Below are 26,653 nucleotides of genomic sequence, written 5' to 3'. Positions count from 1 at the left end.
CACGCTTCCACCCGCGCCACGCAATAGCCGGCATTGGACTGCCGGCTCACTGATTTCACTCATTATTCCCGGTTTTGGCAGAGCGGAAACAAACCGTCCCGAAAAAATACGGAGTCGGTTCAAGGGGTTAAAATTCTTTTAACTTTTGCCTCTGGACACGGCGAATCGCATTTGATTCATTGGAGATATTCGAGCGGCGGCGCTTCGAATCACTGGGGACATCTAAAAGGCGGGACAATGACGAACGTGCGGCGGGCGACTGCGGGCGATGAGCGGCCGTATGCCAAATTTTCTGATCTTGCGGCCTGGGGCGAAAGGCTCTCCAGCGACCTGATGGGTTTGATGAATGGCTCCGATCGCCCGGCACCGCAGGTCGAGACCCTGCTGAAGCGCCTGATCCCCATTCTCATCCTTGCTTTCCTTGTCGTCGTCGCGGCCTCGCGCATGCTCGGCATCGTTGCCGAATACAGCCGCATGGAAGAGGCCGCCCGCCACTCCACGGCGCTGACGGCGCTGACCGCCAAGGCGGCACTTCTCAACGACGGCACCGTCTTTCCCGCGCAGGACCGCGCCCGCGCAGAGGCAAGCCTCGTTTCGGCGCTACCCTCCGGCAGCCTTGCCGATGGCACCATGGTGCTGCTCTCCGGCAGCAATGGCCGGATTTTCGCCGGCGCCGGCAAGGAAGCGATGCTCTATATCGGCACATCGCTGCCCGCTTTGCTTCCCGAAATCGCCATCGTCCAGCGTTTTCCCGGCGCACCCGGCACCATCGAGACCAACATTGACGGCCAGCAGCATTATGCGACGATGATCCCCTTCGGCGATGATGGCGCGATGGTGATCGCTGCGCGTTCGCTGCAGCCGATCCGCTCCTTCTGGCGCAGCGAAATCGCCATGAACGTCACGTTGTTTGCCGGCATCTCCTCGATCCTGCTCGTGGTGCTCTACGCCTATTACATGCAGGTGAAGCGCGCCCGCGACGCTGACGACATTTTCGCCGAATCCAACCTGCGGGTGGAAACGGCGCTGTCGCGCGGCCGCTGTGGCCTGTGGGATTTCGATCTTTCCTCGCGCCGCATGTTCTGGTCCGGCTCGCTTTACGAAATTCTGGGCATGCCGCCCAAGGCTGCACCACTGTCCTTTTCCGATGCGGCCCGAATGATGCATTCCGAAGACGGTAATCTCTATGAACTGGCCCGTGCGGTGGGTTGCGGCAATCTGCGCCAGATCGACCAGATTTTCCGCATGCGCCACGCCAAGGGCCACTATGTCTGGCTGCGCGCCCGCGCCCAGGTCATCCGCACCAATAACGGCCCGCGCGTCATCGGCATCGCCATGGACGTCACCGAACAGCACCGCCTCGCCCAGCGTTACGCCGAGGCCGACCAGCGCCTTGCCGACGCAATCGAATCCACCTCGGAAGCCTTCGTGCTGTGGGACAAGAACGACCGCCTCGTGATGTGCAACACCCACTACCAAAAGGCTTATGGCCTGCCTGATAGCGTGCTGGTGGCCGGCACCGAGAAAAGCACCGTGCATGCGGCGGCGGCGCGCCCGGTGGTGGAGCGGCGGGTTGCGGACCCCGACCAGTCCGGCCTGTCGCGCACCACGGAAGTGCAGCTGGCCGATGATCGCTGGCTGCAGATCAACGAGCGCCGCACCCATGACGGCGGCCTCGTTTCGGTCGGCACCGATATCACCCTGCTGAAACGCCATCAGGAACGGCTGCGCGATTCCGAGCGCCGGCTGATGGCGACCATCGGCGACCTCTCCGCCTCGCAGCACAAGCTGGAGCGGCAGAAGACCGAGCTTTCCGACGCCAACGCCAATTACCTCGCCGAAAAAGAGCGCGCCCAGGCCGCCAACCGGGCGAAATCCGAATTCCTCGCCAATATGAGCCATGAGCTGCGCACGCCGCTCAACGCCATTCTCGGCTTTTCCGAAATCCTGCAAAACGAGATGTTCGGGCCGGTCGGCTCGCCGAAATATTCCGAATATGCCCGCGATATCCATGACAGCGGCAAACACCTCTTGAACGTCATCAACGATATTCTCGACATGTCGAAGATCGAGGCGGGCCATATGCGCATCAACCGCGAGACCATCGATCTCGCGCCGCTGATCGAGGAAACCCTGCGTCTCACCGCCATTCAGGCCGAACAGAAGAACATCACCGTTCAGCAGAAGGTCTGCGCCGGGCTGACCATGCAGGGCGACCGCCGCGCCATGAAGCAGATCATGCTCAATCTTCTGTCAAACGCCGTGAAATTCACCGGCGATGGCGGCCGCATCGCGCTGCGCACCCATGTGCACGAGGCCGCGATGATCCTCACCATCGCCGATACCGGCATCGGCATTCCCACCCAGGCTTTGGAAAAGATCGGTCAGCCCTTTGAGCAGGTGCAGAGCCAATATGCCAAGAGCCAGGGCGGCTCCGGCCTTGGGCTGGCGATTTCACGCTCGCTGGTGAAGCTGCATGGCGGGACGATGAAAATCCGCTCGTGTGAGGGCCGTGGCACGGTGGTGACGATCATCATTCCGCATACGGCGGGGTGCTGCGGGACGGTGCATTGAGTTGGCGTCGGACGCGCTGACCATCCTGCAATAAGTATTGGCGGAGCGCGCAGTACCCCCCTCTGCCCTGCCGGGCATCTCCCCCTCAAGGGGGGAGATCGATACGCGGCACTCTTCAGTCCATCTCCAACGTTGCGAATGAGCGAGCGTTAGCTCCCAGCTGATCTCCCCCCTTGAGGGGGAGATGCCCGGCAGGGCAGAGGGGGGTATCGCACCCACCAACGCTAACCACCATTCTTCACCGTTCCCACAAACGCCTTCCGCACCGCCTTCGCCAGCCGCTTCACCTCTCCCTCAAGCGTCGGGATGTCAGGGCAATCTCCCGCCCGGCACACGAGATCGATCAATCCGGCCGGCGCCTCCTTCGGATTGAAGGTGCCGTCGATGCACAGCCGCACGATCTGCGAGATTTCAGTATAGAGCCCCATCGCCGCCATGCAGTCGTCAAAGGCCTGCGGCTCCATGACAGGCGCGGCAAGCGCCTGCAACGCCTCGGCCGTGTTGCGCCCCGGCTCATGCGCGACAAGCCCCTTCACCGGCCCCACCAGCGCCAGATATTGGGCGATGAATTCGAGGTCGATCAGGCCGCCATTGATGAGCTTGAAGTCCCAGTTGTTTTCCGGCGGCTTCTCCTGCTCGATCAGGCTGCGCATCTCCAGCACATCGGCGGAAACCTTGGCCAGATCGCGTTTTTGCGAAAGGATGGAGGCGATGATGCGGCCTGCATCTTCCATCAAGGAGGCTTCGCCGCAGATGAGCCGGGCGCGGGAGAGCGCCATGTGCTCCCAGGTCCAGGCTTCCTCACGCTGGTATTTCTCGAAGGCGGAAATGCGGGTCGCAACCGGCCCCTTGTTGCCGGAGGGGCGCAGCCGCATGTCCACCTCATAGAGCACGCCTTCCGCCGTTGGCGCTGAAAGCGCCGCGATCAGCCTTTGCGTGACGCGGGTGAAATAACGCACGACATCCAGCGGCTTTGCGCCGGTCGATTCATGGGCGGCATCGTCATAATCGTAAAGCAGGATGAGATCGACATCCGAACCGGCGGTCAGCTCGAAGGAGCCGAGCTTGCCCATGCCCATGACGGCGACGCGCCCGCCGGGATATGGCCCATGCGCCGCCTCCATTTCCGCCAGAACGGCATTCAGCGCCGCCTCGATCACGAGGTCAGCAAGGTGGGTGAAGGCGCGGGCGGCGACTTCGCCGCGGATCGCGCCGGTCAGGAGCCTGACGCCGATCAGGAAGCGCTGTTCGGCGGCGAAGATGCGCAGCCGGTCGAGAATATCCTCGTAGTGGCGGGCATTGGAGAGGAAGTTCCCCATGCGGTGGGCGAGATAATCGCGTGTCGGCACATCGCTCATCAACGCGGGGTCCAGCATGCCGTCAAAGACATGCGGGCGGGCGGCGATGATTTCGGCCAGACGCGGGGCCGATGACATGATCGTTACCAGGAGCGACAGAAGCGCCGGGTTGTTGCCGAGCAGCGAAAAGAGCTGGATACCCGCCGGCAGGCCGGAGAGGAAATTGTCGAAGCGCAGCAGCGCCTCGTCCGCCCGCTTGCTTTCGCCGAAGGCCCGCAGCAGGTCCGGCGTCAGTTCTGTCAACCGCTCGCGCGCCTCCACCGATTGTGTCGCCCGGTAACGGCCATTGTGCCAGGTGCGGATGACACGGGAAATATCCTCCGGCCGCTCGAAGCCGAGGGTGGAGAGCGTCTTTAACGTATCGGGGTCGTCCTTCTGGCCGGTGAAGACCAGATTGCCGGCCTCGCCTGACAGCTTCACCTCCTGCTCAAACAGCGCCGAATAACGCCGCTCCACCAGTCGCAGCACCTCCTCCAGCTTTTCCGAAAAGGCCTTGGTATCCTCGAAACCGAGCATGAAGGCGATGCGCTTCAATTCGGCCTCGGTATCGGGCAGCACATGGGTCTGCTCGTCGCGCACCATCTGGATGCGGTGCTCCACCTCGCGCAGGAACCAGTAGGCTTCGGTGAGACTGTCGCGCGTTTCGGCGTCGATCCACTTCGCCTCCGTCAGCGCCGCCAGCGCCTCCTCCGTCGCCCGCACCCGCAACGGTGGCATGCGGCCGCCGGCGATAAGCTGCTGTGTCTGCGCGAAAAATTCGATCTCGCGAATGCCGCCGCGGCCGAGCTTGACATTGTGGCCCTTCACCGCGATTGCGCCATGGCCCTTATGCGCATGGATCTGCCGCTTGATGGAATGAATATCGGCAATCGCCGCGTAATCGAGATATTTGCGGAAGATGAAGGGCGTCAGCTCACGCAGGAAGTTCTCCCCCGCCTTGATGTCGCCGGCCACCGGCCGCGCCTTGATATAGGCGGCACGCTCCCAATTCTGGCCCCTGCCCTCGTAATAAAGCAGCGCCGCCTCCACGGGAATCGCGAGCGGTGTCGAGCCGGGGTCGGGGCGGAGCCTCAGATCGGTGCGGAAGACATAACCATCCGCCGTGCGCTCCTGCATGATACGCACGAGACGGCGCATCATGCGGCCGAAATTCTCCGTTGCATCATAAGGATCGTCCATGATGCCCGCCGAAGGTTCGAAGAACACGACGGCATCGATATCGGAGGAATAGTTGAGTTCGCGCGCGCCGAGCTTGCCCATGCCAAGCACGATCAGGCCGGACCCCTCGCTCGGCGCGGCGGCGTTCTTCAGTTTCAGCTTGCCGCTCTCATGGGCGGAAAGCAGCAGGTGATCGATGGCGGCGGAAAGCGACGCGTCCGCCATGTCGCTCAGCCAGCGCGTCGTATCGCGGGCAGTGAAGATGCGGGCGAGATCGGCGAGCGCCGCAACGAAGGAAAGCCGTCGCTTGGCAACCCGGAGCCGCGACATCACCTCGTTTTCGGTGGGCACCCCACCTTCCTCGCCCGGCTTCCAGCAGCCGCGCGCCTCACGGACGAGATCGGCCAGCAATGGCTCCAGCGGTTTTGAAATCGCCAGCGACAGCAGCCCCTCATCCGCCGCCGCCATGTCGCGCAGATAGGGCGACAGCGTGAAAGCACTGGCGATAAAATCCTTCAGCGGGCTTTCGTCTGCCAGCAGCGCGGCCACCGCCGGCTCGTTTTTGCCGATATCCTTCAGGGTCGAAAGAACGGATTTCAGTTCCGTCTGCGTATAGGGGCGGATCACGCCCGGCAGAACCTCGTTCAGCCGCCTTCCGGCGCTTTCAGGTTTCGTCACTGTCTCTCTCCCTCTTGCCGCTGTCGCACCCGCATTCTCCGGCCGCGGCGGTTTCAGGACGGGCCACTCCCCGCAAACCGCCCTGCCGCCGCACCCGGCCGAAGCCTGGGGTGCATAGACTTCGCGTTGTAACAAATGCGGGGCGCTTTGCGATCAGGAAAACCGTTTTCGCCGATGTTTTCCAAAACCGCCCCGGATTTTCACGCCGAAGCGCAGGTGCCGGCAGTGCGTAATGTCTCCGCAATTGTGCCCGCGTAGCGTCATCCTCAACGAAACCCGACTCCCGGGTTTTCCAACGCCCGATGCTGCAACGGATATGATCATGAGAGAATTTCTTACTGTGAAATGGCAAAAGAACCTGCGTGCGATGGCGCTCTGCCTGGCAACGCTGCCCATGGCGCAAGCCGTCTGCACACCCGTTTTCGCCGCCGATATCGGCAAATCGGACCGGGTGGCCGATCCGCAGGGCAATTTCGACAACGCCCGCTACAGCAGTTCCAGCGACTGGAAGATCACGCTCGGCGTCGGCGCCGCCTATGCCCCCAAATATGAGGGTTCGGACAAACTCGAAGCAGGCGCGGTTCCGCTGGTTTCCGTGCAATATGGCGATACGCTGAGCATCGATTTCAGCGGCGCCACCGTCAATCTCCTGAACCAGAACGGCTTCCGGCTGGGCATCAAGGGCGGCTGGGAAGCCGGACGCAAGGAAAAGGACGACAAGAAGAACCTGCGCGGTCTGGGCGACATCAAGGCGGGTGGCGTGGTTGGCGGCGTCATCGCCTATGGCGTCGAGCCTTTCGAAATCTACGCCAAGGTGGACAAGACCATCGGCGGCAGCGAAGGCCTGACGGCGACCGTCGGCGCCAGTGTCTCGCACAAGGTCGACCAGTTCATTCTCGGTGCGGACCTTTCCGCCACCTGGGCGGATGACAACCACATGAAATCCTATTTCGGCGTGACGTCGGCGCAATCGGCCCGCTCCGGTCTGCGCCGCTACGATGCGAAGGCCGGTTTCAAGCGGATCGACGCCAGCGCCTCGATCTCCTACCTGATGACGGAAAACTGGGTTCTGACCGGCACCGGCGGCGTCGGCTTCCTGCTGGGCGATGCCAAGGACAGCCCGATCGTGAAGAAGGACATACAGCCATTTGCGATGGTGGGCGTGGCTTATACGTTCTGAGCCGCAAAGCGGGAACATGCGCCGCTGCGGCATGTTCCCGCGAGACCAGGAGGAAAGACCGGAACTGCGGACATCGTGCGGCCAGCGCACCCTTTCCGCGCTGTCAATCGCATCCATCCCGCCGGGGTGCCGCATGTCTTGTGCGTGCGGCAATCACCGCAGTCAAAAAATCCTGTCCCTGTATTGCGGCGGCGCCACCCAGCATTGCGCGCGCTTTCCGAACCAACGGTAGCGATTGCGTGCGACACAGCGATAAACGGGATCGCGCAAAAATGCGGGGATGATGCGAAGGACGGCAAGCAGCCGCCAAGGCAAGCCAAGCGCCTCGTAGATGCTCAAAACAGCGTCGCTATCCTGCCGCACCCTGCCGCCGTCCACGACCAGCAGGCTGACCGGATCTTTCGGGTCCATGCCGTGCCGCCGGTAGATTTCCGCCCCGGCCGCCCCCTGCATGGATGCCAGCCGGAAATATCCCCGCGTGTCATGCCGCAGCACGAACTGGGCATTGACGGAACACAGCACACATTCCGCGTCGAACAGAATGATGGGGCCATGCCGGTCGCCGGCCGGGGGCGTTGTGCCTGCCATCTGTCACAAGTCCTTTTGCCGATCGCCATGGGATCGACGAATAAAGTGCGGCAATAATCTCCGCAATATTCTTCCGACCTTCTTTTAATTCAATCTCAAAAGACCGTTATGTCTCGAACGGAGAAGAATTTCCGCGCAAATATCCGCGATCAGCACGAGCTTTGCCGGCCCGGCTCATGCACGAGAGACAGCGTTGCGGCACCCGGCCGTCAGGCCGCCGTTTTATGGCTTTGGAAGGGGGAAGACCATCGAGACGGTCAAGCCCGGGCAGCCCGCATTCGAGGCATCGGTGTCCGACAGCACCAGCGATCCGCCGTGCAATTCCATAACGGCCTCCACCAGCGAGAGGCCGAGGCCGGTGCCCGGTTTGGAGCGGCTTTCGTCCAGCCGCACGAAACGTTTCAGCACCTCGCCGCGTTTGTCGGCAGGAATGCCCGGGCCATTATCGGCAACGGAGAGCACGATTGCCTCCGGCTCTTTTACCAGCCGGACGGCAAGTTTTTTGTCACCCTCGCTTTCGCAGGCATATTTCATGGCGTTGTCGATGAGGTTCGACAGGGCCTGGCCGATCAGTTCGCGGTTGCCCTGCACCGAAAGGCCGGGCTCAATCTGCGCTTCGAGCGCAAGGCCGGCGTCCTCGGCCACCGGTTCGTAAAGCTCGGCGCTGTCGGCGGCAATCGCAGACATGTCCACATCAGTCATTTCGGCGGCAATCGAGCCTGCCTCGACACGGGAAATCATCAGCAACGCGTTGAAGGTGCGGATAAGCTGGTCGGACTCGGCGATGATGCCCTCGAGCGCTGAGCGCCTTTTGGTCTCGTCATCATCGTCAAGCGCGGCAGCCGCCTTGTTGCGCAACCGCGTCAGCGGCGTTTTGAGGTCGTGGGCGATATTGTCGGAAACCTGCCGCAAGCCCTCGTTCAATTTTTCGATGCGGCCGAGCATGGCGTTGAGCGAACCCGACAACCGGTCGAACTCATCGCCCGAGCGGCCCTGCGGCAGACGCTGCGAAAGATCGCCGGCCATGATCTTCTTGGTCGCCGCAGACATGCGGTCGATGCGCTTCAGCGCATTGCGGCCGATGCCGAACCAAATGAGCAGCGCACCGCCGCTCATGATCGCCAGCGCCACCATCAGCGCATTGCGCACGAGTGCGCGGAACTTTGTCGGCTCGCCGAGGTCGCGGCCGATCAGGATACGCAGGCCATTGTCCAGCAGGAAGACGTTGGCCGTGGCGAGATGCTGGACGCTGTCGCCGCTTTCGGAATAACGCTCGTAACGGAAGGGAAATCCCGTCCAGCCTTCCTTGTCGAAGACGCCGGGCTGCACGGAGGCGACGTTGCCGGCGAGGATTTCGCCATTCGGCCCGGCAATGACATAAAGGCTCGCACCCGGCTGGCGGGCGCGGCGCTCCATCATCCTGAGCAACGGGTTGATGCCGCCGCGATTATAGATACGCTGCACATCCGAGACTTCCTGAAGGACGGCATCGCGCGTCTGCTGGTTCAGCAGCCGTTCGGAAAGGGCGGTGACATAAAACACGAGGAAGGCGGCGCAGAGCGCAAACAGCAGGATATAGAGCGCCGATAGGCGCACCGCCGTCGATCTGAACAATATTCTGAGGCGGGCCATTTTCGCCAATCAGCCCTCATCCTTCATCATGTAACCGGCGCCGCGAATGGTCTTCAGCAGCGGCTTCTCGAAGTCCTTCTCGATCTTCGAACGCAGGCGGGAGACATGCACGTCGATGACATTGGTCTGCGGGTCGAAATGATAATCCCAGACGTTTTCCAGCAGCATGGTGCGGGTGACGACCTGGCCGGCATTCTTCATCAGATATTCCAGCAGGCGGAATTCACGCGGCTGGAGGAGGATTTCCTTGCCGCCACGGCGGACATCATGGGAGAGGCGGTCAAGTTCGAGGTCACCGACCCGGTAGACCATGTCCTGCTCGGGCTTGCCCTTGCGGCGGCCCAGCACCTCGATGCGGGCAAGCAATTCGGAAAAGGCATAGGGCTTCGGCAGATAATCATCGCCGCCGGCGCGCAGGCCGGTCACGCGGTCATCCACCTGCCCCAGCGCGGAAAGGATCAGAACCGGCGTCTCGATGCCGCGACGGCGCAGCTCGCTGATGACGGAAAGCCCATCGCGGCGCGGCAACATGCGGTCGATTACCATGACATCGTAGGCGTTCTCGCAGCCCATGAACAGACCGCTCTCACCGTCGCTCGCGTGATCGGCGACGATCCCGGCTTCGCGGAACGCCTTGGTCATATAGGCCGCAGCCTCGAGGTCGTCTTCAATGACAAGAATCTTCATGTGCGGGACAATAGCGCCCTCGCCCTTTTCCGCACAACCGGAAAGAGATGCGACAGACATTTCCTGAACCTTGTTTTCCATGAGGTTTCCTCCGCGATGCTGCCTGGACCGGCGTTGCGGGTCCTTTCTTCTCCCCGCCGGGGAGAAGGTGGCCCGAAGGGTCGGATGAGGGGGCAAGCTCGCGATCTATCGCTGACGCCGCCCCCTCATCCCGCTGCCGCGACCTTCTCCCCCTTAGGGGAGAAGAAACAAGCGGCACGCGCTCGCTCCATATTTCTTTGTCCCGCCTTGAGGCGAGACACATTCCGTGGCGATGCCGGGTCCCAAAAGAACCGGCATCGCCTTTTAACCTATCAACCCTGGTCGATATCCAGAGCGATGAAGCGGCTGCCGTCATCCGTCTGGATCTGGAACAGCGCCTTGGAGCGTCCGTCCTTCTTGGCCTGCTCGAGGATTTTCTCGATATCGGCGGCGGAAGCGACCTGCTGGTTGTTGACCGAGGTGATCTTCTCACCCGTCTTCAGGCCGCGGGCGGCAGCATCGCTGTCCGGATCGACATCGGTGATGGCAAGGCCGTTGCCGTCATCGGCGGGCGAAACCGTCAGGCCGAGGCTGGAGAGCACCTTCTCGCTTGAGGACTGGCCGCCCTTGTCGTCGTTCTGGGCAGGCGTCGCCTTGGAAGCGTCATCGCTTGCGAGATCGCCGAGCGTCACCGTTACCGACTGCGATTTGCCACCGCGCCAGAGCGAGATTTCAACCTTGGCGTTGGGGGCCATGCCGCCGATGCGGCGCGACAGGTCGCGGGCATCCTTGACCGGCTCGCCATTGACGGCGGTGATGATGTCACCCTGCTTGATACCGGCCTTGTCGCCCGGCGAGCCGGACTGCGGCGAGACAACGAGTGCGCCGCTTGCTTCGGAAAGACCGAGCGATTCGGCGATATCCTTGCTGACGGGCTGAATCTGCACGCCGAGCCAGCCGCGTTCGACCTTGCCGTCCTTCTGCAGGTCGGCGATCACGTCCTTGGCAACCGATGCGGGGATGGCGAAGGCGATGCCGACATTGCCGCCCGACGGCGAGAAGATGGCGGTGTTGATGCCGACGACTTCGCCGTTGAGATTGAAGGCGGGACCACCCGAGTTACCACGGTTCACGGCGGCGTCGATCTGCAGGTAGTCGTCATAGGGGCCGGAGCCGATATCGCGGCCACGGGCCGAAATAATGCCCGATGTCACCGTACCGCCGAGGCCGAAGGGGTTGCCGACGGCAACGACCCAGTCACCGACGCGGATCTTGCTGTCATCGGCAAACTGCACATAGGTGAACTTGCGGTTCACATCGACCTTGAGGAGCGCCAGATCGGTGCGCGGATCGCGGCCGACGAGCTTGGCGTCCAGTTCGGTGCCGTCATTCATCACGATCGTATAGGCGGAGCCGTCATCAACGACGTGGTTGTTGGTGACGATGTAGCCATCTTCGGAGATGAAGAAGCCGGAGCCCTGGGCAACCGGGCGCAGCGGACCCTTGCCGTCACGGTGGCGGTTCGGGCCACGGTCGGAGCGGTCCTGATTGGGGCCGCCAAATTCCTTGAAGAAGCGCTTCAGCGGATGGTCATCCGGCAGCTGGTCGAGACCACGGCCGCCGAAGTTGAAGGAGAAATTGCTGGAATCATCGGAAGCGGGCTGCACGTTCGACTGCACGCGGACGGAGACGACGGCGGGCGAAACCGCATCGACCACATTGGCGAAGCTCGGAACCTGCGGCGCATTCACTTCCACGGGGGCGGCAAACAAATGGGCGATCGGCGCGGCGATACCGGTCGAAAGCATCAGGGCGGCAAGACCGCCAACGGTCGTGGCCTTCAGGGCCGTCTTCAGCGGGGAACGTCCGTTTTGCGAGTGAGACATGGGTACCTTCTTTCTTCATTCAACTGGAGCCCGTTTGACCGGGGGAGAAGCGGTGGATGATGAAGATATAGGAGGCAACACCTTACGGCGAAGTGTCTGACGAATGAAAAATCCGTAATGTTGAAAAAGAACCGGCGGCCGACATGGAAACCGGTTATTTTTCAATGAGATTGCGAATTCTCTCTTCTTCGTCCGCGCTCAGTTTTTGTGGCCGCTCCTGCGTTGCCCGACGGCGCGAAAAGACGAAAACGGCGAAAATGCCCGCAAGGGTAAGACCGACGGGCGCGCCCCACAAAAGCACGGTGCGAAGGCTGAGGCGCGGTTTCAGCAGCACGAATTCGCCATAACGCGATACAACATAGTCGATGACGGCCTTGTCGCTGTCGCCCTGAACCAGTCGCTCACGCACCAGAACGCGCAGGTCACGCGCAAGCTCGGCGTTGCTGTCATCGATGGACTGGTTCTGGCAGACCATGCAGCGCAGCTGAGACGTCAGGCTGCGGGCGCGCTGCTCCAGCACGGGGTCTTTGAGGACCTCGTCGGGGTTGAAGGCGAAGGCCGGCGAGGCTGCAGCGAAGATGAGGGTAAAAAGAAGCCCGAGCGCTACCACAAGCTCCCTCATTCCGCCGCCTCCGGCATCGCAGCCCGTACAGGCTTCGCCTTGCGATTTGGTGCCCCCACCCTCAAACGCCTGTCGGAGAGCGAGATGAAGCCGCCCACCATCATGAACAGCGTGCCGCCCCAGATGCACAGGATGAAGGGTTTCCACCAGATGCGCACCACCATGCCGCCATCGGTCATCGGGTCACCCAGCGAGACATAAAGCTGGCTGAGGCCGAAGGTCAGAATACCGGCTTCCGTCGTCGGCATGCGTCGCGCGGTATAGAGCCGTTTGGAGGACCAGACGTCGCCCACCTCGACCCCCGCCTTGCGCGCGGTGAAATGGCCGCGATCCTCGGTGAAGTTGGGGCCAACGGCGTGGCGGATACCATCAAAGGTAAGGCTGTAACCGCCCGCTTCCGCCACCATGCCCTGTTTCATTTCCAGGACGGTTTCGGTCTCATAGGTGGTGACGATGACAATGCCGAGCACGGTGATGCCGACGCCCATATGTGCCAGCGCCGTGCCGAAGGCGGAACGCGGCAGGCCTTTCAAACGGCGGAATGCAATGCCGAAGGCCAGTTTGCCGAAATTGGCGCGATACCAGAGATCGGCAAACGCACCGAAAATCAGCCAGAAACCGGCGGCGATACCGAGTGCCGCCAGCACCGGGCCGCCATTTTCCACATACCAGAGCGCCAGCCCGGCAAGGGCTGCAATGGCGGCGGCCACATAAAGCCGCTGGAAGGCGCCGAGAAGATCGCCGCGCTTCCACGCCAGCATCGGCCCAAACGGCGTGACGATCAGGATCGGGATCATCAGCAGACCGAAGGTGAGGTTGAAGAAGGGTGCACCGACCGAGATTTTTTCACCCGTCAGGGTTTCCAAAATGAGCGGATAGAGCGTGCCGATCAGCACCGTGGCGGTCGAGACCGTCAGGATCAGGTTGTTGAGGACGAGCGATCCCTCGCGCGAGATCGGCGCAAACAGTCCGCCGACCTTCAGCGACGGCGCGCGCCATGCAAAGAGCGCGAAGGCTCCACCGATGAAGATCGTCAGAATGCCGAGGATGAAGATGCCGCGGCTCGGATCGGTGGCGAAGGCATGCACCGAGGTCAAGACGCCGGAGCGGACGAGGAAGGTGCCGAGCAGCGACAGCGAAAAGGTCATGATCGCCAATAGCACCGTCCAGATTTTCAGTGCCTCGCGCTTTTCCATGACGAGCGCCGAATGCAGAAGGGCTGTTCCAGCCAGCCACGGCATGAAGGAGGCGTTCTCCACCGGATCCCAGAACCACCAGCCGCCCCAGCCGAGTTCATAATAGGCCCAGTAGGAACCCATGGAGATGCCGGCGGTCAGGAAGGTCCAGGCGGCGAGCGTCCACGGCCTTACCCAACGCGCCCAGGCGGCGTCGATGCGGCCTTCCAGCAATGCGGCGACCGCGAAGGAAAAGCAGACGGAAAAGCCGACATAACCGAGGTAAAGCAGCGGCGGGTGGATGGCGAGGCCGAAATCCTGAAGGATGGGGTTCAGATCCTGACCCTCGGCCGGCACCGGTTCCAGTCTCAGAAACGGATTGGAGGTAAGCAGGATGAACAGCAGGAAGGCGACGGAAATCCAGGCCTGCACGGCCAGAACATTGGCCTTGAGCGTTTCCGGCAGGTTGCGGCCGAAGGCGGCGACGAGCGCGCTGAAAAACACCAGAATGAGCAGCCAGAGAAGCATGGAGCCTTCATGGTTGCCCCAGACGCCGGTGAGCTTGTAGACCATCGGCATCAGCGAATGGGAATTTTCCCAGACGTTGCGCACGGAAAAATCCGAGACCGCATAGGCCCGCGTCAGCGCCGCGAAGGAAAAACCCACCAGCAGGAACATCATGACGGAGCCAAGCGAGGCGACATCCATCAGCGCCCGGTCGTTGCGGCGCGCGCCGATGACCGGCAGCGTCGAGACGATGAGCCCGACGCCAAGCGCCAGAACCAGAACATAATGGCCGATCTCGTTGATCATTTTGTCGCTCCGGTCTTGTCAGTGGAGACGGCACCGGCCGATGGCGTTGCGGCGGCGGGGTTCTCGCCGTCACCGCCATGCTGCCACAGGCCCTTGTCCTTCAGCCGGTCGGCCACTTCCTTCGGCATGTAATTCTCGTCATGCTTGGCCAGCACGCTGTCGGCCACGAAGCCATGAGTGGCGGCGTCGAACACGCCCTCTGTCACGACGCCCTGCCCTTCGCGGAAAAGATCGGGAAGGATGCCGGTATAGCTGACGGGCACATTCGCCTCGCCATCCGTCACGGTGAAGCTCACCGTGCGGCCCTCGCCGCGCTTGATCGAACCTTCCGCCACCAGACCGCCAAGACGGATGCGGGTGCCGGGATTGACGGGCGTCTTTTCCAGATCGGCCGGCATGTAAAAATAGGCGATGGACTGGCCGAAAGCGAACATGACGAGCAGCACGGCCGCAACGATGAAGCTCATGCCGCCGCCGATGATTGCCAGCCGTTTCTGTTTGCGGGTCATTGCGTCACTCCCTGCGGCGCGGCATCCTGTTGCCCGTTGGTGCGGATCGGCCCGGCGGAAACGCCCAGTTCCTTCGCCAGCGCCAGCAGCTGCCGGCCCTGCTCACCCTCCGGCGGGAAAGCCTGCAGGCCGGCCCTCAGGGCTTCACCGGCCTTGGCTTCATTCTTCAGCACGGCATAGGCGCGCACAAGCCGCATCCATCCTTCAAAATCGGCCGGGTTTTCCTTCAGCTTGGCGTCGAGGCTTGCCACCATGCCCTCGATCATCGCCTGCCGGTCGGTGGCTGTCATGTCATTCGCAGCCGCCATATCCTGCGCCGTCGGGCCGGGCGCGGCAGGGGCCATCTCGCCGCCGGTGCGGGCGATATGTTCGCGAACCAGCGGCAGCCAGGGTGCGCCAGCCGGTGCATCGGCCTCCAGCGCCGCAAAGGCCGCGCGTGCCTCGTCCGCCTTGCCCGCCTGTTCCAGCGACAGCGCCAGATAAAAGCGGGCGCGCGGATTGCCGGGTTTCAGCTTCTCGGCCTCAGCAAAGGCGTCACGCGCTGCCTCGATGACGATGCCGTCATTGCCAGCCACCAGCGTTTCGCCAAGGCCCGTCAGCCGTTCGGCGCTTGGCCCCAAAATACGAAGCGCATTGCGATAGGCAAGCTCGGCATCGCCAAGCCGCAGCGTCTTGAAATAGATCGGGGCCAGAATATCCCAGCCGGCGCCGTCATCCGGGTTCTGCGCCAGATGCCTTTCGGCGCGGGCGACCAGCAGGTTCATGTCATTGCCGGGTTTTTCAAGACGCGCCTCGAGTGGCATGTCCGGCACTTCCGGACTGCCGTTCCAGACGTAAAGACAGAGCCCGAGTGCGGGCAAAAGAACGGTGATGAGGCTTGCGGCGAGATTGTGCCGGCGTGGCCGGTCCTGCCTGCCCTGCTCCTCTTCCGCCTCGGCGGCGGCAAGCAGGCGGCGGCCGATTTCGGCGCGGGCGTAATCCGCCTCGGTTTCGCCGATCAGACCCGCCGCACGTTCACGGTCCAGTTCCGCCAGCTGGTCGCGATAGACGGCAACCTCACCGTCGCGGCGCGTCTCAGGCGCCTCGGTCTTCCGCATCAGCGGGTACATCAGGACGATGGCGACAGCCGCCGTCAATATCGCAACGACAATCCAGAACATAAGGCTCAATTACTCGAATGCGCGGCACATGGAAACATGAAGCGCGGGGATGACGTGAATTTGAGACATCACGCCGCACCGCAAGCCCTGTTTCGGCCGTTCCGCCGTGCCTCTTCTTGTCATCGCCGGAGGTCGGTGGCCTTGATTTACGTCAAACTCGTCAGGTCAAAGGCGACCAGCTGCCATCGGCATTGCGGCAGGCCGCACCGCGCACCTTGGTTTCACGTCCATCCACGGTGAGGCTGTGCGAATATTGCCGGCAGTTCTGGTTTCCGACCTGATAGGGCGCGTTGGCGACCACCTGCCCCTTGGCGTCATCGCCGGTCCACACGACTGGGGTTCCGACAGGCGCCGTTTCCAGTGCCTTGTATTCCGCCTCCAGCGCCTTGGTCTGATCGCCCCTGTCGAGCTGCACGCCGCTTCGCCCGACAATGCCGCCCTCAAGATTGGCAAGGAACGGTGTCGAAGGCTGCGCCGAGCGGCCGAACAGGCCACCGCCCGCCGGGCGGGTGCCCGTGGTGGTGCAGGCGCTCAGCATCGAAACGCACAGGATCGAGAGAAGTGCCGGGCGTGACACCAGCGAACGCATCGTCACGGAGCGACAGCCATCATACACGTCAACCAAACCCTGCCCTCTTTCCTACCGCATTGCACCCAATATGGTGCCATTGAATTTCTTGCCTTTTTTCTTGCCTCACGCAAGCTCTTTTGAAAGGCCCGGCAAAATCAGATCAGCTTTCAGCCCGCCGATGGCGCTGCGCGACAGCGAAAAGCGACCATGGTACTCTGACACCACTTCAGAAACGATCGACAATCCCAGTCCCGTGCCCGGGCGGCTCTCGTCCAGCCGCCGGCCCCGCTTCATCGCTTCGCTGATCTGTTCCGGCTCCAGCCCCGGCCCGTCATCCTCCACCGTCAGCTCCACCCATGAACGACGGGCGATTTCAGCATCGGAAGAAGGGTGCGTGCCGATGGCAAGCGTGACGACCACTCTCGTCTGCGCAAAACGCGCGGCATTTTCCAGAAGGTTGCCGACGACTTCCTCCAGATCCTGCTGCTCCATGCCGAGCACCGCGCCCGGTTGCTCGAAATTCAGCACGAACTGCTTTTCGGGGTTCAGGCGGCGCATCACACGCACCAGCCGTTCCAGCGCCGGTTCGGCTTCCACGCGGGCAAGGATCGAGCCGCGCTGGGCGGCGATGCGGGCGCGGGAGAGATAGGATTGCACCTGCGCCTGCATGGCGTCGGCCTGCGCGCGCACCAGATCGCCATGCTGCGGCTCCAGCGTGCGGGCCTCGTTCAAAAGCACGGCAATCGGCGTCTTCAGCGAATGCGCGAGATTGCCGACCTGCATGCGGGCGCGCTCCACCAGCCGGCGATTGCTGTCGATCAGCGCATTGACTTCATTCGCCAGTGGCTGGATTTCACGCGGGAATTCACCTTCGAGGCTTTCCGCCTCGCCGCCTCTTATCTTGCCGAGCGCGACGCGGGCCTGATCGAGCGGCCGCAGACTGTAGAGAATGGCAAGGCCGTTGACGACCAGACTGCCGACGCCAAAGACGGCCAGCGCCAGATAGAGGCTGTTGGAAAAATCACGGACATCGTCTTCGACGACATTCAGATTGCCGGAAACACGGAAACGCGCCGCCCGGCCCTCACCGTCCAGCACGACTTCCGTTTCCGCCACCCGCACCTTGTTGCCGGCCTCGTCGGTGACGGCGTAAAAGCGCTCATAGCGGTTGTCGAAGGGTACATCGAGAATGCCGGGCACCGGCAGGGAAGAAACGCCGAGCGAAGAAGACACCAGCGGCGCGGTCTGGAAATTGCCGAGCGGCTCCACCACCCAGTACCAGCCGGTATCGGGCTGCGAAAACCGGAGATCGCCGAGCTGCGGGCTGCCGGCCAGCGTATTTTCGTTGGAAATCGTCACGGAATTGATGACGTTGTAGAGCTGCGCCCGCAGAAGATCGGTGAAGCTGCGCTCCACGCCCTGCCGGTAAAGCGTCGAAATGACGACGGCGATCACCACCAGCGCCAGCGCCGACCAGGCGGACGCGAGCAGCAGAACGCGGGCGGTGAGAGAATTACTTCGCATCTGCCGGCGCTTGCATCCGGTAACCGAGACCACGGATCGTCTCGATCAGATCAACCCCGAGCTTCTTGCGCAACCGGCCGACAAACACCTCGATCGTGTTGGAATCGCGGTCGAAATCCTGATCGTACATATGTTCGACCAGTTCCGTGCGCGAGACGACCTCACCCATGTGATGCATGAGGTAGGACAAAAGGCGGAACTCGTGCGAGGTGAGCTTCAGCGTCGTGCCGTTGACGGTCGCCTTGGAGGATTTGGTGTCGAGCCGGACCGGACCGCAAACCAGTTCGGAGGAAGCGTGGCCGGCGGCGCGGCGGATGAGCGCGCGCACGCGGGCAAGCACTTCTTCCACATGGAAAGGCTTGGTCACGTAATCATCGGCGCCGGCATCGATACCCGCCACCTTGTCGCTCCAGCGGTCACGGGCGGTGAGGATGAGGACCGGCATGGCCTTGCCGGCCGCACGCCATTTTTCAACGACGGTGATGCCATCCAGCTGCGGCAGGCCGATATCGAGGACGATGGCGTCATAGGGTTCGGTATCGCCGAGATAATGCCCTTCCTCGCCGTCAAATGCCTGATCGACAACATAACCGGCCTCTTTCAGCGCGTCGGTCAGCTGACGATTGAGATTGGCATCATCCTCAACAACGAGAATACGCATTGTCCGCCCTTTCCTGTGTCCCGGCCCGCCTGCGTTCCGGTCATGCTAAGTGTCTCGGATTGTTTTCCGATATTTCGGCGATGCGGGCAAGCTACATCGGCACGCGCATCGTTACCTTGCGCGGGCGCTCGCCATTGCCCTGGACGAGAACGGTGACGACACAGGACTGACCGTCGCCGGAAGGATAGACCGAAAGAAGCTGGCCACCGGTTTCGCGCACGACGCGGGCGACGGCTGCGCCGCAGTCGCTCGCCGCCAGTATGTAGTGGCCCTGCTGATCAGCCTCGGGCGCCGTGAAACCGGAAAGCCCGGCTGCAAGCGTCGCGATGATGAGAGGTGATGCCATTCTACAAACTTCCACAAAAACCGGGTGCGTCTCGAACCTTATTGTGACCGAATATGTAGCGCAAAGCGTCTGAATGGCAAATGAATGCTGCCCCCGCCGCCATGAGACGAGGCGGGGGCTTTGCTGCTGCGCCTGTCGTCAGCGGATGGCGCGGGTTGCCGAAAGGCGGCCATAAAGTGCGATCAGACCGCCAATTCCGCCCGCCACGGTGACGAGACCTTCCGCCAGCTCGCCATGCAGGCCGGCGGGCAGATCAAGGCCGGCGATGCTGAAAAGCGGGGCAAAAACCGCAATCAGCGCGCCCCAGATCGTGCGCGATTGATACCATGCCTTCGTGTTGTCCATCATGTCGTCCTTTGCGTTGTTTTTCAGACAGTTGTCAGAGCGGGAGAAGGACTTGCGCCGCCACTCCCCAAGGCACCGCGCGGCCGAGCTGGCGGACACGCACGGAAATGTGATCCCGCAGTACCGGGAAATCTGTGAGTTCGGCGGCCAGAGGGTAAAGCCAGAAGGGTTCCGACACCTCCGCCACCCGCTTTATGGCTGCGCCATCCAGCACGTCGACCCGGTATCGCTCGAAAGACTCGTCCAGCGGGATGTCGCTCGCATCCCAGCCATCGGCCTCCATCCGGCCCCGGCGTTTCCATTGGATCAGCACGCCATCCGTTTTCCGCTCGGCGGAAAGATGCACCGGGGAAAGCGGCGTCTGCGCCCGCAATCCGCCCTCGAAGGCGAAAGGCCCGGCCGAAGCGCCCGCCTTTCCCGCGGCCTCGACGATCCAGTTCAGCCGCCGTCCCCGCTCGCCAGCGGCAAGGCCGAGCGGCTGCACCGCCGCATCCAGCATCACCGCCGGTGCGCCTGCGGGCGCGCCGGAAGCCAACGCATCTTCCGTGCCCGCAAGTCCGCGCAGGAGGCTGGAGAGCCGCCAGCGCGAGGGTGCAATTTCCTCGGCCTTTGCGAAAGCGACGATCTCCCAGACACCGTTTGTGGCCTTGATGGCGATGCGGTTCTCGCCGTTCAGCACCGACAACTCGTTTGCCGAGGCGAGTCCGCCGAAAGGCAGGTCGATCAGGACGGCATTCTTCCGGTCGAAACGGCCCGAAGGGCCGGGTAAAAGCGGCATCGCCAGCGCGCCGATCATGGCCGGCTGGTCGAGCACGGCGCGTTGCCGGTAACCTTCCGTGCCGGAGGATGCGGAAACGAGGATCGGCCGCCATGGCCTTGCGAAGGCTGCGATGCGCGCCGAATGCTCCGGCGCGACGCCATCATGATGCGGCAGGTCGAGAAACAGCACTTCCGGCGCAAAACCCTCGGCACCGCTTGCATTGCCAACGCGCCGCTCATCCACCACGCCGGCAAAAGCCGAAACGGCAGCGGAAAAGGCGCGTGCCTCCACCTGCCGCACCGCGCCATCCTCGATCCGGCTGACCAGAAACCGGCCTGTCGGAGCCTGCGGAAATGCGTCCTCCGACAGGCGGATGCAATCACCGGGTTCGAGGGTTATATCGGCGGGCGGCAGGGCAAAACGCACAGTGCGCCGCGCCTGACGGTTGTCTCGCAGCACCGCCTCGACAGCGACTTGCGCCATTTCCACCGGCAAGGCGGCGTTGAGGTCGAGCCGCATCACCCGGCTGCCGGCATTGTCGATACGGCGGGAACGCGCGCCCGCCTGTTCGTAGTCGAGCGCCGGGTTAAACGAGGTCAGCATGACTTCAGCCGCAAAATCGCTGTCATGGCCACGATTTTCCGACCAGAGCGGCTCGTCATCGAGATCGGCAAGCACGGAAATATCCCGGACCGGCAAAACCGCCGTGTTACGGGAGCGGAAACGCAGGGTACCGCCGTCCTCCGCCACATCCAGCTGAAACGCCGCCATCAGCGGCTCCAGCAGGGCGCGGGCCGAGGTCACATCACCCTGCACATAACCGGTCATGTCGCCGCTGACGGCGGAGACGTCGAAAGCGGGAAAGCCGTGATCGGTCAGGATCGCGGCGATCGTATCGGCAAGTGTCGCCGTGCCCAGCCGGCCGTTCAGCCAATGGCCGGTGCGCCAGTTGGCGCCATCGCTCCACACCGCGCCATTCTGCGGAAAGGCGGGATAGGGCCGCGCATCCCAGGTCCAGAGATAGACCCGGTTTTTATCCACCATCGCCGTATCGCCCTGATCCCAATGGTCGAGATGCGCTTCCAGAAACCGCCGTTGCTGGCTGTCTGCCCGGTTCCGACGGGAGAAATAGGGAAAGGCGTTTTCCGTCGATTTCGGATCAGGAAAGACATTCGGGCGCGCGGCGCTCTTGTCCACCGCCGGGCAGCCGAGTTCGGTGAACCAGATCGGTTTCGAGCCCGGCGCCCATGCGGTGGGTGTCGATTTCTCCACGCCCCGCACCCGGTCGTAATGGAAGTTTGCCCACCAGTTCCCGATGTCCTTGTAGCGGAAGACCCACGGCTTGCCCTTCAGCCCGTCGGTAATGGGCGTGCGTCGCCGCGCGGCACGGTCCGCATCGCTGGCATAATACCAGTCGAAACCCTCACCCGCCGTGATGGCGCGGCGGAAGGCGCTGGCATCATCCGCGCCGGTCATTCCATCCGGATTGCCGTTTGCGGCATCCTCGTCGCGCCAGTCGGACAGCGGCATGTAATTGTCGATACCGATGGCGTCGATGTCGCGGCTCGCCCAGAGCGGATCGAGATGGAAAAAGACATCGCCCGAACCATCCGCCGGCTGATGGCCGAAATATTCGCTCCAGTCCGCCGCATAGGTCAGCTTCACCGCCGGTCCCATGATGGCGCGCACATCACCCGCCAGCCGCACCAATTCCTCCACAAAGGGGAAGGCATCGTTCTCATCGCGCAGGCGCGTCAGCCCGCGCAGCTCCGAGCCGATCAGGAAAGCATCCACCCCACCTGCTTTCGCCACAAGCGCCGCATAATGCAGCACCATGCGGCGATAACCCTCATCGCGGTGGCAAAACCGCTCGACCTCCCGGCGCGCCGCAGCGCTACGGTCGGGAGAGCCGGGCCTTTCGGGTGCGGGAAAACAGGTGATACGCCCGCGCCAGCCATAAGCATCCTGTTCACCCTTGCCATAGGGATCCGGCAGACCATTGCCGGCGGGCACATCCATCATCACGAAGGGATAAAGGCAGACCTTCAATCCACGAGACTTAAGGTCAGCTATCGCCTGCAGCACGCTTTCATCATCAGGCGTGCCGCCATAGGCCGGGCCGCCACCATGATGGCTGACCGGATGCGCCTCACCACGCGAAAGGCCGGCAACCGACCATCGCGCCGTTTCGCCATCGCGGGCCGCCACTTCAACGCCGGGCAAAATGCGACACTCGCCCGCCCGCATATCCGTGCCGAACCAGCTCACCACCAGCGCCACGCTTTGCAGGTTGGGGCACAGCGCCTGCAATTCGTCGATGGACGCCTGCCAGTCGGTCGCTGCGGTCAGGCCGTTGCGGTTCATCACCCGGCTTTGTCCCATGCCGGTGCGTTCCGAAACAGGGGCCGTGGCGTAACCATGCTCGGTTGCACCCGGAATAACGGTGATGGCACGGATCGATTTTTCCAGCCGGCCGACCGGCCGCACGACTTCGAACTGCATCAGCGGAATACGATTGCCATAGTCGTCGAGCGGCAGACGCTCAAAGACCACATAGGCCAGCCCGCGAAAGGCAGGCGCATTGCCGCTGCCCTGTTTCGCCTCAATCAGCGGATCGGGCAGTTGCGTTTCGCTGCCGGGATAAAACCGCATCTCGATGCCGGTGAGATCAACTTCACGGCCGTCCGCCCAGATGCGCCGCACCATGGCCGCCTCGCCTTCGCAGAGGCCAATGGCGAGATTGGCGAAATAACGAAAAGTCTCCACCTTCGGGCCGCGATTGCCCTTGCCACCCCGCCGCTCCACCTCGACGCTTTCCTCAAACCGCGTCGCCCAGATCAGCGTGCCGCCGATCCTTGCCGTGCCGTAAAGCCGGTTGATGGCCGCTCCCTCATCCGCCCCCGGAATACGCGCCGTCGAAAGCCGTGCGCCCGATACGGTGCGGCCGCTGGTAAGCAGGGCACGGTCGACGGTATTGCCCGCCAGCGCACCGGCCGCCTGGCCAATGATGGCCCCCACGGGGCCGAAAATGCCACCGAGCGCCGCACCCGCCGCCTGAAAAACTATGGTCGCCATGCTTGCCTCGAAAATTCAGGGATCGGGGAACCGGAAAACACCGGCAATGCGCCGCTTCCAGCCCGGCACCAGCGCGGAACACACCACTGCGGCCTGTTCATAGGCGTGGATGAAATGCTGAGGCCCGGCGAGGATGCCGAGATGTTTGGCAGTCGCATCGGCCCGCCAGCGAAACAGCAAGAGGTCGCCCGGCCTCACTTCATCCCTATCAGGCACCGCCAGAAAATGGCGCTTCGCCGCCGCCATCATCCGGTCTTCACCGCCGCGTTCGGCCCAATCAGGCGCATAGGGCGGCAACAATTCCGGCTCGGCGCCGTACAATTCACGCCAGATGCCCCTGACCAGGCCGAGGCAATCGCAGCCCACACCCCGCAAAGAGGCCTGGTGCCGATAAGGCGTGCCCAGCCAGCCCTGCGCCAGCGCCAGTACTTTTTCTCCAGTATTGTTCATGGAAATAGTGCCTTGCCATCATGGGTCTGGCCGCCGCTGGCATAGGAATAGGCGAAATCCGCCCCCGGCAGGTGCGGGAAGCCCCTGAAATTCAGGTGATTGGCGAATTTCGCCTTGCACGTGGCGAAACTCTTATCGCAGCCGGCGGTTATGGAAAAACCGTCTCCCGGCGATAGCATGCGTTCCGGCGCGAGCCAGAAGGACAGAAGCGTGCCGCCGTCGCGTCGCGCATGACCGTCGAGATCAAAACCCTTGCCGGCGAGCACACCGCTTAGAAACAGCAACTTCCCCCGGCTGAAGAAACCATCGGCGAAAGCATCAAGCCCCGAGACCAGCAGGTTACCCACCGCATCCACCGCCACCACGCTGCCATTGCCGGTGAACCGCGAAAGATCGACGCCACAGCGCCGGTCACCCAGTGCGGCATCGCAACGCCGTCCATAGATCCGGCCCTGCGGCTGGCCGAGGCGATGGGCAAGGCTGCGCAACTCGGCGCGAAACGCCCCGCCCGCCCGCGTCACCTCGCCGATCTCGCGCATGGAAAGCAGCATCTGCTCATCCGGCGCCTGCCAGTTGACGAGGAAAAGCTCTACTCTCGCGCCATCGAAACGCCCGGCGGCAAGATCATCCTCCGCGATCGCCTCGCTGGAAAAACCGCCGGCCACCTCGCCCGCACTCGCACCCAGCCCGGTTTCGCTGTCGCTGTCGCTCGCCCCGAAACCGCTGGCGGCCAGATAGGCCGTGCCGGCAAAGGACAACGTCTCATCGTGGTCGGTAAAGCCGATCACGGCGCCATCCTTCAGCGTCACCTTCCAGCAATGGCAGGTGGTGGTGGCATCGCCCTGCAGATGCGTGGCAAGGGCCGGAGGAACGGTCTTCATGGCAGGATTTCCGTCAAGGGAATGGAGGGAATGCGGCCGGCCTCGAAGGCGGTGAGGTTGACGTCGATGCGATCGATCGCAAAGCGCACCGGCACGTCGAATTCGAAACCCGCGCGGATCGCCGCACCGGCAGGTGGCACCTTGCCAGCACGAAACGTCACCGTGCCGGTTAGATGATCCACCGACACATCCGAAGGCGGGACCTTCACCCCCTCGACGGAAACGAGGATAGAGCCCTCGACCGGCTTTTCCACCCGCCTGATGAAGGCACCGCCGGCATCGGCATAGGTCTTCACCAGCTGAAACTGTGCGGTTGCGCCATCGCCGGTGCCGATCCTCTGATCCGTGGCGGCAGGTGTCCCGCCCGGCGGGCAGGATTTGCAATCGACGGGGTCACGAAAGCGGAAACCATAAAGCTCACCGCGCCGCGCCTCGAAAAAGCCGAGCACCTCGTAAAGATCGGCCACCGAGCGGATGCCGGACCCGGCATCATAAGCGCGCCTCGCATTCTTCCAGCGCTGGTTGCGGCTCTCGCGCCCATTGGAGAGATTAACGATATCGGTCCGCCGCACCGGCCCGCCGCTCACACCGAGCGCCAGCCGCAGCGGAAACCGCACTTCATGAAATGCCGCCATGTCGTTGTTCCACGAATCTTTTTGCTGTGTTGAAAGGTCGATGCGTCACAAACCGCGCTGGCCGCGCCCGACGCTGCGGGCCAGCATGGCGGCGATCTGGCCTTCACTTTTTCTAAAACTCGCCGCATCGGTCGCCGTCACGTTGAAGACGATCCGCGCACCACCACCGCCTGCCGGTGCGGCCACACCCAGAGCACCATCCGAGCCACGCTTTAGCGGCAGGATCGCTTCCGCTCCCGCCTCGCCCATCAGGCCCAGCCCACCGCCCATCGGAAAAAAAGTGGGGCTGGAAACCACGCCGCCATCAGCAAAAGGCGTGATGCTGCGCCCCGGCACCCCGCCATCGGCAAAGGCAAACAAGGAACCGCCACCGTTCAAAAGTCCGCCGACGGCATTGCCGATCATATTCTCCAACGGCTTCAAACCGGCCGAAAGCGCCATGCCCGACAGGCGTTCGCCGAGGCCGCGCAGCACATCGTCCAGCCCCTTGCCACCCGTCGTTGCGGCCTGCAGGGCGCTGGTCAACGCCGCCCCGAACCGCTCGGAGCGCTTTTCGAGATCGCCCATCACATCCGCAAGCGCTTCCGCCTCCTCGCGGTTCTCCGCAATCGATCCTTCGCCTGCCATTGCGCTTGCCTTTCTGATTCAACTGGGGAATGCATGCTGCTGAAACAGCTTTCAAAAAGCAGCTATTCAGCCAACGCTCTTTAAAAACCCGGCTTGTTGGGTTATGGTTTTCATGGTCACGGTTCTGCGACAGCATGGCATGCGTTTTGTCATCTACACGGCCGATCACGAGCCGCCGCATGCGCATGTCTACGGAGAGGGTGAAGCCCGCATCGACCTCGTCAGTCTCACCGTTCTCACGCAGGGCGGCATGTCGGACCGGGATGTGCGGCGCGCCGTTACAGTGATCGAGGAGAACCGGACGCTGTTTATGCAAACCTGGAGACGATATCATGGTTGGTGTCAGCGATACCGAACTTGCCGCCGCCAGGGAGCGCTGGCAGCAGGAACGTGTGGAACGCCCTATTCCGGTCTCCGTGCGTTTCGAAGCGGCATCGGCCCGCGTCATCGTCGATTTTACCAATGGCGCCTGCTTCATGTTTCCGGCCCGGGCACTGGAAGGTTTGCAAGACGCTACCGCGCAACAGCTGGCTGAAGTCGAGCTTCTCGGCGAGACCGGCCTGCATTGGGAAAGTCTCGATGTCGATTACACAATCAGTGGACTGATGAACGGCATTTTCGGCAGCCGTATATTCATGGAAGCCCAGCGCAAGGGCGGCCAATCCCGCTCGCCGGCAAAGGCAGCGGCCAGCCGTGCCAATGGCGCAAAGGGTGGCCGTCCGCGAAAAATACCCTGA

The 26,653-nt window shown here is 62.7% G+C and carries 23 protein-coding genes; 4 read left to right on the top strand and 19 right to left on the bottom strand.

The features are described 5' to 3' along the window. The first annotated feature begins 237 nt into the window (after nucleotides 1-237). Entirely contained in the window at nucleotides 238-2,574 is a 2,337-nt protein-coding gene (locus N434_RS10340; RefSeq protein WP_110757548.1) for a PAS domain-containing sensor histidine kinase, read from the top strand. Between the two features lie 224 nt (nucleotides 2,575-2,798). Here N434_RS10340 and N434_RS10335 read toward each other — a convergent pair whose 3' ends face one another. Beyond that, nucleotides 2,799-5,768, bottom strand: coding sequence for a bifunctional [glutamine synthetase] adenylyltransferase/[glutamine synthetase]-adenylyl-L-tyrosine phosphorylase (locus N434_RS10335; protein WP_110757546.1), 2,970 nt, complete (start codon nucleotides 5,766-5,768; stop codon nucleotides 2,799-2,801). Nucleotides 5,769-6,090: 322 nt separating this feature from the next. On the opposite strand from N434_RS10335, the gene N434_RS10330 reads away from it, so the two are divergent. Beyond that, nucleotides 6,091-6,948 (top strand): MipA/OmpV family protein, encoded by an 858-nt coding sequence (locus N434_RS10330; RefSeq protein WP_371741220.1) that lies wholly within the window; start codon nucleotides 6,091-6,093, stop codon nucleotides 6,946-6,948. Between the two features lie 162 nt (nucleotides 6,949-7,110). Here N434_RS10330 and N434_RS10325 read toward each other — a convergent pair whose 3' ends face one another. The 18 genes from N434_RS10325 to N434_RS10240 all read right to left on the bottom strand — a co-directional run bounded on the left by N434_RS10325 (nucleotide 7,111) and on the right by N434_RS10240 (nucleotide 25,916). Further along, nucleotides 7,111-7,536, bottom strand: a complete 426-nt coding sequence (locus N434_RS10325) for a thiol-disulfide oxidoreductase DCC family protein (RefSeq protein ID WP_110757544.1) — start codon at nucleotides 7,534-7,536, stop codon at nucleotides 7,111-7,113. 222 nt (nucleotides 7,537-7,758) lie between these two features. Beyond that, nucleotides 7,759-9,168, bottom strand: a complete 1,410-nt coding sequence (locus tag N434_RS10320; protein ID WP_110757638.1) for a sensor histidine kinase — start codon at nucleotides 9,166-9,168, stop codon at nucleotides 7,759-7,761. Nucleotides 9,169-9,177: 9 nt separating this feature from the next. Then, nucleotides 9,178-9,936: a response regulator transcription factor gene (locus N434_RS10315; RefSeq protein ID WP_035218197.1), complete on the bottom strand. Its 759-nt coding sequence runs from the start codon at nucleotides 9,934-9,936 to the stop codon at nucleotides 9,178-9,180. A gap of 272 nt (nucleotides 9,937-10,208) precedes the next feature. Next, nucleotides 10,209-11,762: a Do family serine endopeptidase gene (locus N434_RS10310; RefSeq protein WP_065115217.1), complete on the bottom strand. Its 1,554-nt coding sequence runs from the start codon at nucleotides 11,760-11,762 to the stop codon at nucleotides 10,209-10,211. Nucleotides 11,763-11,916: 154 nt separating this feature from the next. Beyond that, nucleotides 11,917-12,384, bottom strand: a complete 468-nt coding sequence (locus N434_RS10305; RefSeq protein ID WP_065115216.1) for a cytochrome c-type biogenesis protein — start codon at nucleotides 12,382-12,384, stop codon at nucleotides 11,917-11,919. Continuing rightward, nucleotides 12,381-14,372, bottom strand: a complete 1,992-nt coding sequence (locus tag N434_RS10300; RefSeq protein ID WP_110757542.1) for a heme lyase CcmF/NrfE family subunit — start codon at nucleotides 14,370-14,372, stop codon at nucleotides 12,381-12,383. The genes N434_RS10305 and N434_RS10300 overlap by 4 nt, the downstream gene beginning before the upstream one ends. Then, nucleotides 14,369-14,881, bottom strand: coding sequence for a cytochrome c maturation protein CcmE (gene ccmE / locus N434_RS10295; protein WP_110757540.1), 513 nt, complete (start codon nucleotides 14,879-14,881; stop codon nucleotides 14,369-14,371). The genes N434_RS10300 and ccmE overlap by 4 nt, the downstream gene beginning before the upstream one ends. Next, nucleotides 14,878-16,041 carry a c-type cytochrome biogenesis protein CcmI gene (gene ccmI / locus N434_RS10290; RefSeq protein ID WP_181423933.1) on the bottom strand — a complete coding sequence of 388 codons (1,164 nt, stop codon included), beginning with the start codon at nucleotides 16,039-16,041 and terminating at the stop codon, nucleotides 14,878-14,880. Before ccmI ends, ccmE begins: the two co-directional genes overlap by 4 nt. 160 nt (nucleotides 16,042-16,201) lie before the next feature. Beyond that, a complete protein-coding gene (locus tag N434_RS10285; RefSeq protein WP_065116166.1) occupies nucleotides 16,202-16,630 on the bottom strand; it encodes an RT0821/Lpp0805 family surface protein in 429 nt (142 codons plus the stop codon). 105 nt (nucleotides 16,631-16,735) lie between these two features. Next, nucleotides 16,736-18,136 (bottom strand): ATP-binding protein, encoded by a 1,401-nt coding sequence (locus N434_RS10280; protein ID WP_110757537.1) that lies wholly within the window; start codon nucleotides 18,134-18,136, stop codon nucleotides 16,736-16,738. Beyond that, complete coding sequence (locus N434_RS10275) at nucleotides 18,126-18,797, bottom strand: response regulator transcription factor (RefSeq protein WP_003509815.1); 672 nt, start codon at nucleotides 18,795-18,797, stop codon at nucleotides 18,126-18,128. The genes N434_RS10280 and N434_RS10275 overlap by 11 nt, the downstream gene beginning before the upstream one ends. A gap of 91 nt (nucleotides 18,798-18,888) precedes the next feature. Further along, nucleotides 18,889-19,143 (bottom strand): hypothetical protein, encoded by a 255-nt coding sequence (locus tag N434_RS10270; protein WP_035218215.1) that lies wholly within the window; start codon nucleotides 19,141-19,143, stop codon nucleotides 18,889-18,891. A 138-nt stretch (nucleotides 19,144-19,281) separates the two neighbouring features. Further along, a complete protein-coding gene (locus N434_RS10265) occupies nucleotides 19,282-19,488 on the bottom strand; it encodes a hypothetical protein (protein WP_110757535.1) in 207 nt (68 codons plus the stop codon). Between the two features lie 34 nt (nucleotides 19,489-19,522). After that, entirely contained in the window at nucleotides 19,523-23,323 is a 3,801-nt protein-coding gene (locus N434_RS10260) for a baseplate multidomain protein megatron (protein ID WP_110757533.1), read from the bottom strand. 15 nt (nucleotides 23,324-23,338) lie between these two features. Next, nucleotides 23,339-23,773: a C40 family peptidase gene (locus N434_RS10255; protein ID WP_110757532.1), complete on the bottom strand. Its 435-nt coding sequence runs from the start codon at nucleotides 23,771-23,773 to the stop codon at nucleotides 23,339-23,341. Continuing rightward, entirely contained in the window at nucleotides 23,770-24,654 is an 885-nt protein-coding gene (locus tag N434_RS10250; protein WP_110757530.1) for a phage/gene transfer agent baseplate hub protein, read from the bottom strand. The genes N434_RS10255 and N434_RS10250 overlap by 4 nt, the downstream gene beginning before the upstream one ends. Then, nucleotides 24,651-25,289: a TIGR02217 family protein gene (locus N434_RS10245; protein WP_110757529.1), complete on the bottom strand. Its 639-nt coding sequence runs from the start codon at nucleotides 25,287-25,289 to the stop codon at nucleotides 24,651-24,653. Before N434_RS10245 ends, N434_RS10250 begins: the two co-directional genes overlap by 4 nt. 45 nt (nucleotides 25,290-25,334) lie before the next feature. After that, nucleotides 25,335-25,916: a phage tail tape measure protein gene (locus N434_RS10240; RefSeq protein WP_110757527.1), complete on the bottom strand. Its 582-nt coding sequence runs from the start codon at nucleotides 25,914-25,916 to the stop codon at nucleotides 25,335-25,337. Nucleotides 25,917-26,019: 103 nt separating this feature from the next. Here N434_RS10240 and N434_RS26095 point away from each other — a divergent pair, with 103 nt between their 5' ends. Both N434_RS26095 and N434_RS10230 read left to right on the top strand, forming a co-directional pair. Further along, nucleotides 26,020-26,451, top strand: coding sequence for a DUF4160 domain-containing protein (locus tag N434_RS26095; RefSeq protein ID WP_353618462.1), 432 nt, complete (start codon nucleotides 26,020-26,022; stop codon nucleotides 26,449-26,451). After that, nucleotides 26,333-26,653: a DUF2442 domain-containing protein gene (locus tag N434_RS10230; RefSeq protein WP_286172193.1), complete on the top strand. Its 321-nt coding sequence runs from the start codon at nucleotides 26,333-26,335 to the stop codon at nucleotides 26,651-26,653. The genes N434_RS26095 and N434_RS10230 overlap by 119 nt, the downstream gene beginning before the upstream one ends.

This window comes from Rhizobium sp. UGM030330-04 (assembly GCF_003208455.1).
GTDB lineage: Bacteria > Pseudomonadota > Alphaproteobacteria > Rhizobiales > Rhizobiaceae > Agrobacterium > Agrobacterium rhizogenes_A.
The sequence above is the reverse complement of the archived record's forward strand: the minus strand, read 5'-3'. Positions and strand labels throughout refer to the sequence as shown.

What these genes read in the sequence shown, in the direction of transcription:
- N434_RS10280 (WP_110757537.1), bottom strand. Translation starts at nt 18,136, where the DNA reads ATGCGAAGTAATTCTCTCACCGCCCGCGTTCTGCTGCTCGCGTCCGCC.
- N434_RS10305 (WP_065115216.1), bottom strand. Translation starts at nt 12,384, where the DNA reads ATGAGGGAGCTTGTGGTAGCGCTCGGGCTTCTTTTTACCCTCATCTTC.
- N434_RS10315 (WP_035218197.1), bottom strand. Translation starts at nt 9,936, where the DNA reads ATGGAAAACAAGGTTCAGGAAATGTCTGTCGCATCTCTTTCCGGTTGT.
- N434_RS10260 (WP_110757533.1), bottom strand. Translation starts at nt 23,323, where the DNA reads ATGGCGACCATAGTTTTTCAGGCGGCGGGTGCGGCGCTCGGTGGCATT.
- N434_RS10265 (WP_110757535.1), bottom strand. Translation starts at nt 19,488, where the DNA reads ATGGACAACACGAAGGCATGGTATCAATCGCGCACGATCTGGGGCGCG.
- N434_RS10320 (WP_110757638.1), bottom strand. Translation starts at nt 9,168, where the DNA reads ATGGCCCGCCTCAGAATATTGTTCAGATCGACGGCGGTGCGCCTATCG.
- N434_RS10240 (WP_110757527.1), bottom strand. Translation starts at nt 25,916, where the DNA reads ATGGCAGGCGAAGGATCGATTGCGGAGAACCGCGAGGAGGCGGAAGCG.
- N434_RS10340 (WP_110757548.1), top strand. Translation starts at nt 238, where the DNA reads ATGACGAACGTGCGGCGGGCGACTGCGGGCGATGAGCGGCCGTATGCC.
- ccmI (WP_181423933.1), bottom strand. Translation starts at nt 16,041, where the DNA reads ATGTTCTGGATTGTCGTTGCGATATTGACGGCGGCTGTCGCCATCGTC.
- N434_RS10255 (WP_110757532.1), bottom strand. Translation starts at nt 23,773, where the DNA reads ATGAACAATACTGGAGAAAAAGTACTGGCGCTGGCGCAGGGCTGGCTG.
- N434_RS10245 (WP_110757529.1), bottom strand. Translation starts at nt 25,289, where the DNA reads ATGGCGGCATTTCATGAAGTGCGGTTTCCGCTGCGGCTGGCGCTCGGT.
- N434_RS10285 (WP_065116166.1), bottom strand. Translation starts at nt 16,630, where the DNA reads ATGCGTTCGCTGGTGTCACGCCCGGCACTTCTCTCGATCCTGTGCGTT.
- N434_RS10330 (WP_371741220.1), top strand. Translation starts at nt 6,091, where the DNA reads ATGAGAGAATTTCTTACTGTGAAATGGCAAAAGAACCTGCGTGCGATG.
- N434_RS10300 (WP_110757542.1), bottom strand. Translation starts at nt 14,372, where the DNA reads ATGATCAACGAGATCGGCCATTATGTTCTGGTTCTGGCGCTTGGCGTC.
- N434_RS10275 (WP_003509815.1), bottom strand. Translation starts at nt 18,797, where the DNA reads ATGCGTATTCTCGTTGTTGAGGATGATGCCAATCTCAATCGTCAGCTG.
- N434_RS10325 (WP_110757544.1), bottom strand. Translation starts at nt 7,536, where the DNA reads ATGGCAGGCACAACGCCCCCGGCCGGCGACCGGCATGGCCCCATCATT.
- N434_RS10310 (WP_065115217.1), bottom strand. Translation starts at nt 11,762, where the DNA reads ATGTCTCACTCGCAAAACGGACGTTCCCCGCTGAAGACGGCCCTGAAG.
- N434_RS10270 (WP_035218215.1), bottom strand. Translation starts at nt 19,143, where the DNA reads ATGGCATCACCTCTCATCATCGCGACGCTTGCAGCCGGGCTTTCCGGT.
- ccmE (WP_110757540.1), bottom strand. Translation starts at nt 14,881, where the DNA reads ATGACCCGCAAACAGAAACGGCTGGCAATCATCGGCGGCGGCATGAGC.
- N434_RS26095 (WP_353618462.1), top strand. Translation starts at nt 26,020, where the DNA reads ATGGTTTTCATGGTCACGGTTCTGCGACAGCATGGCATGCGTTTTGTC.
- N434_RS10250 (WP_110757530.1), bottom strand. Translation starts at nt 24,654, where the DNA reads ATGAAGACCGTTCCTCCGGCCCTTGCCACGCATCTGCAGGGCGATGCC.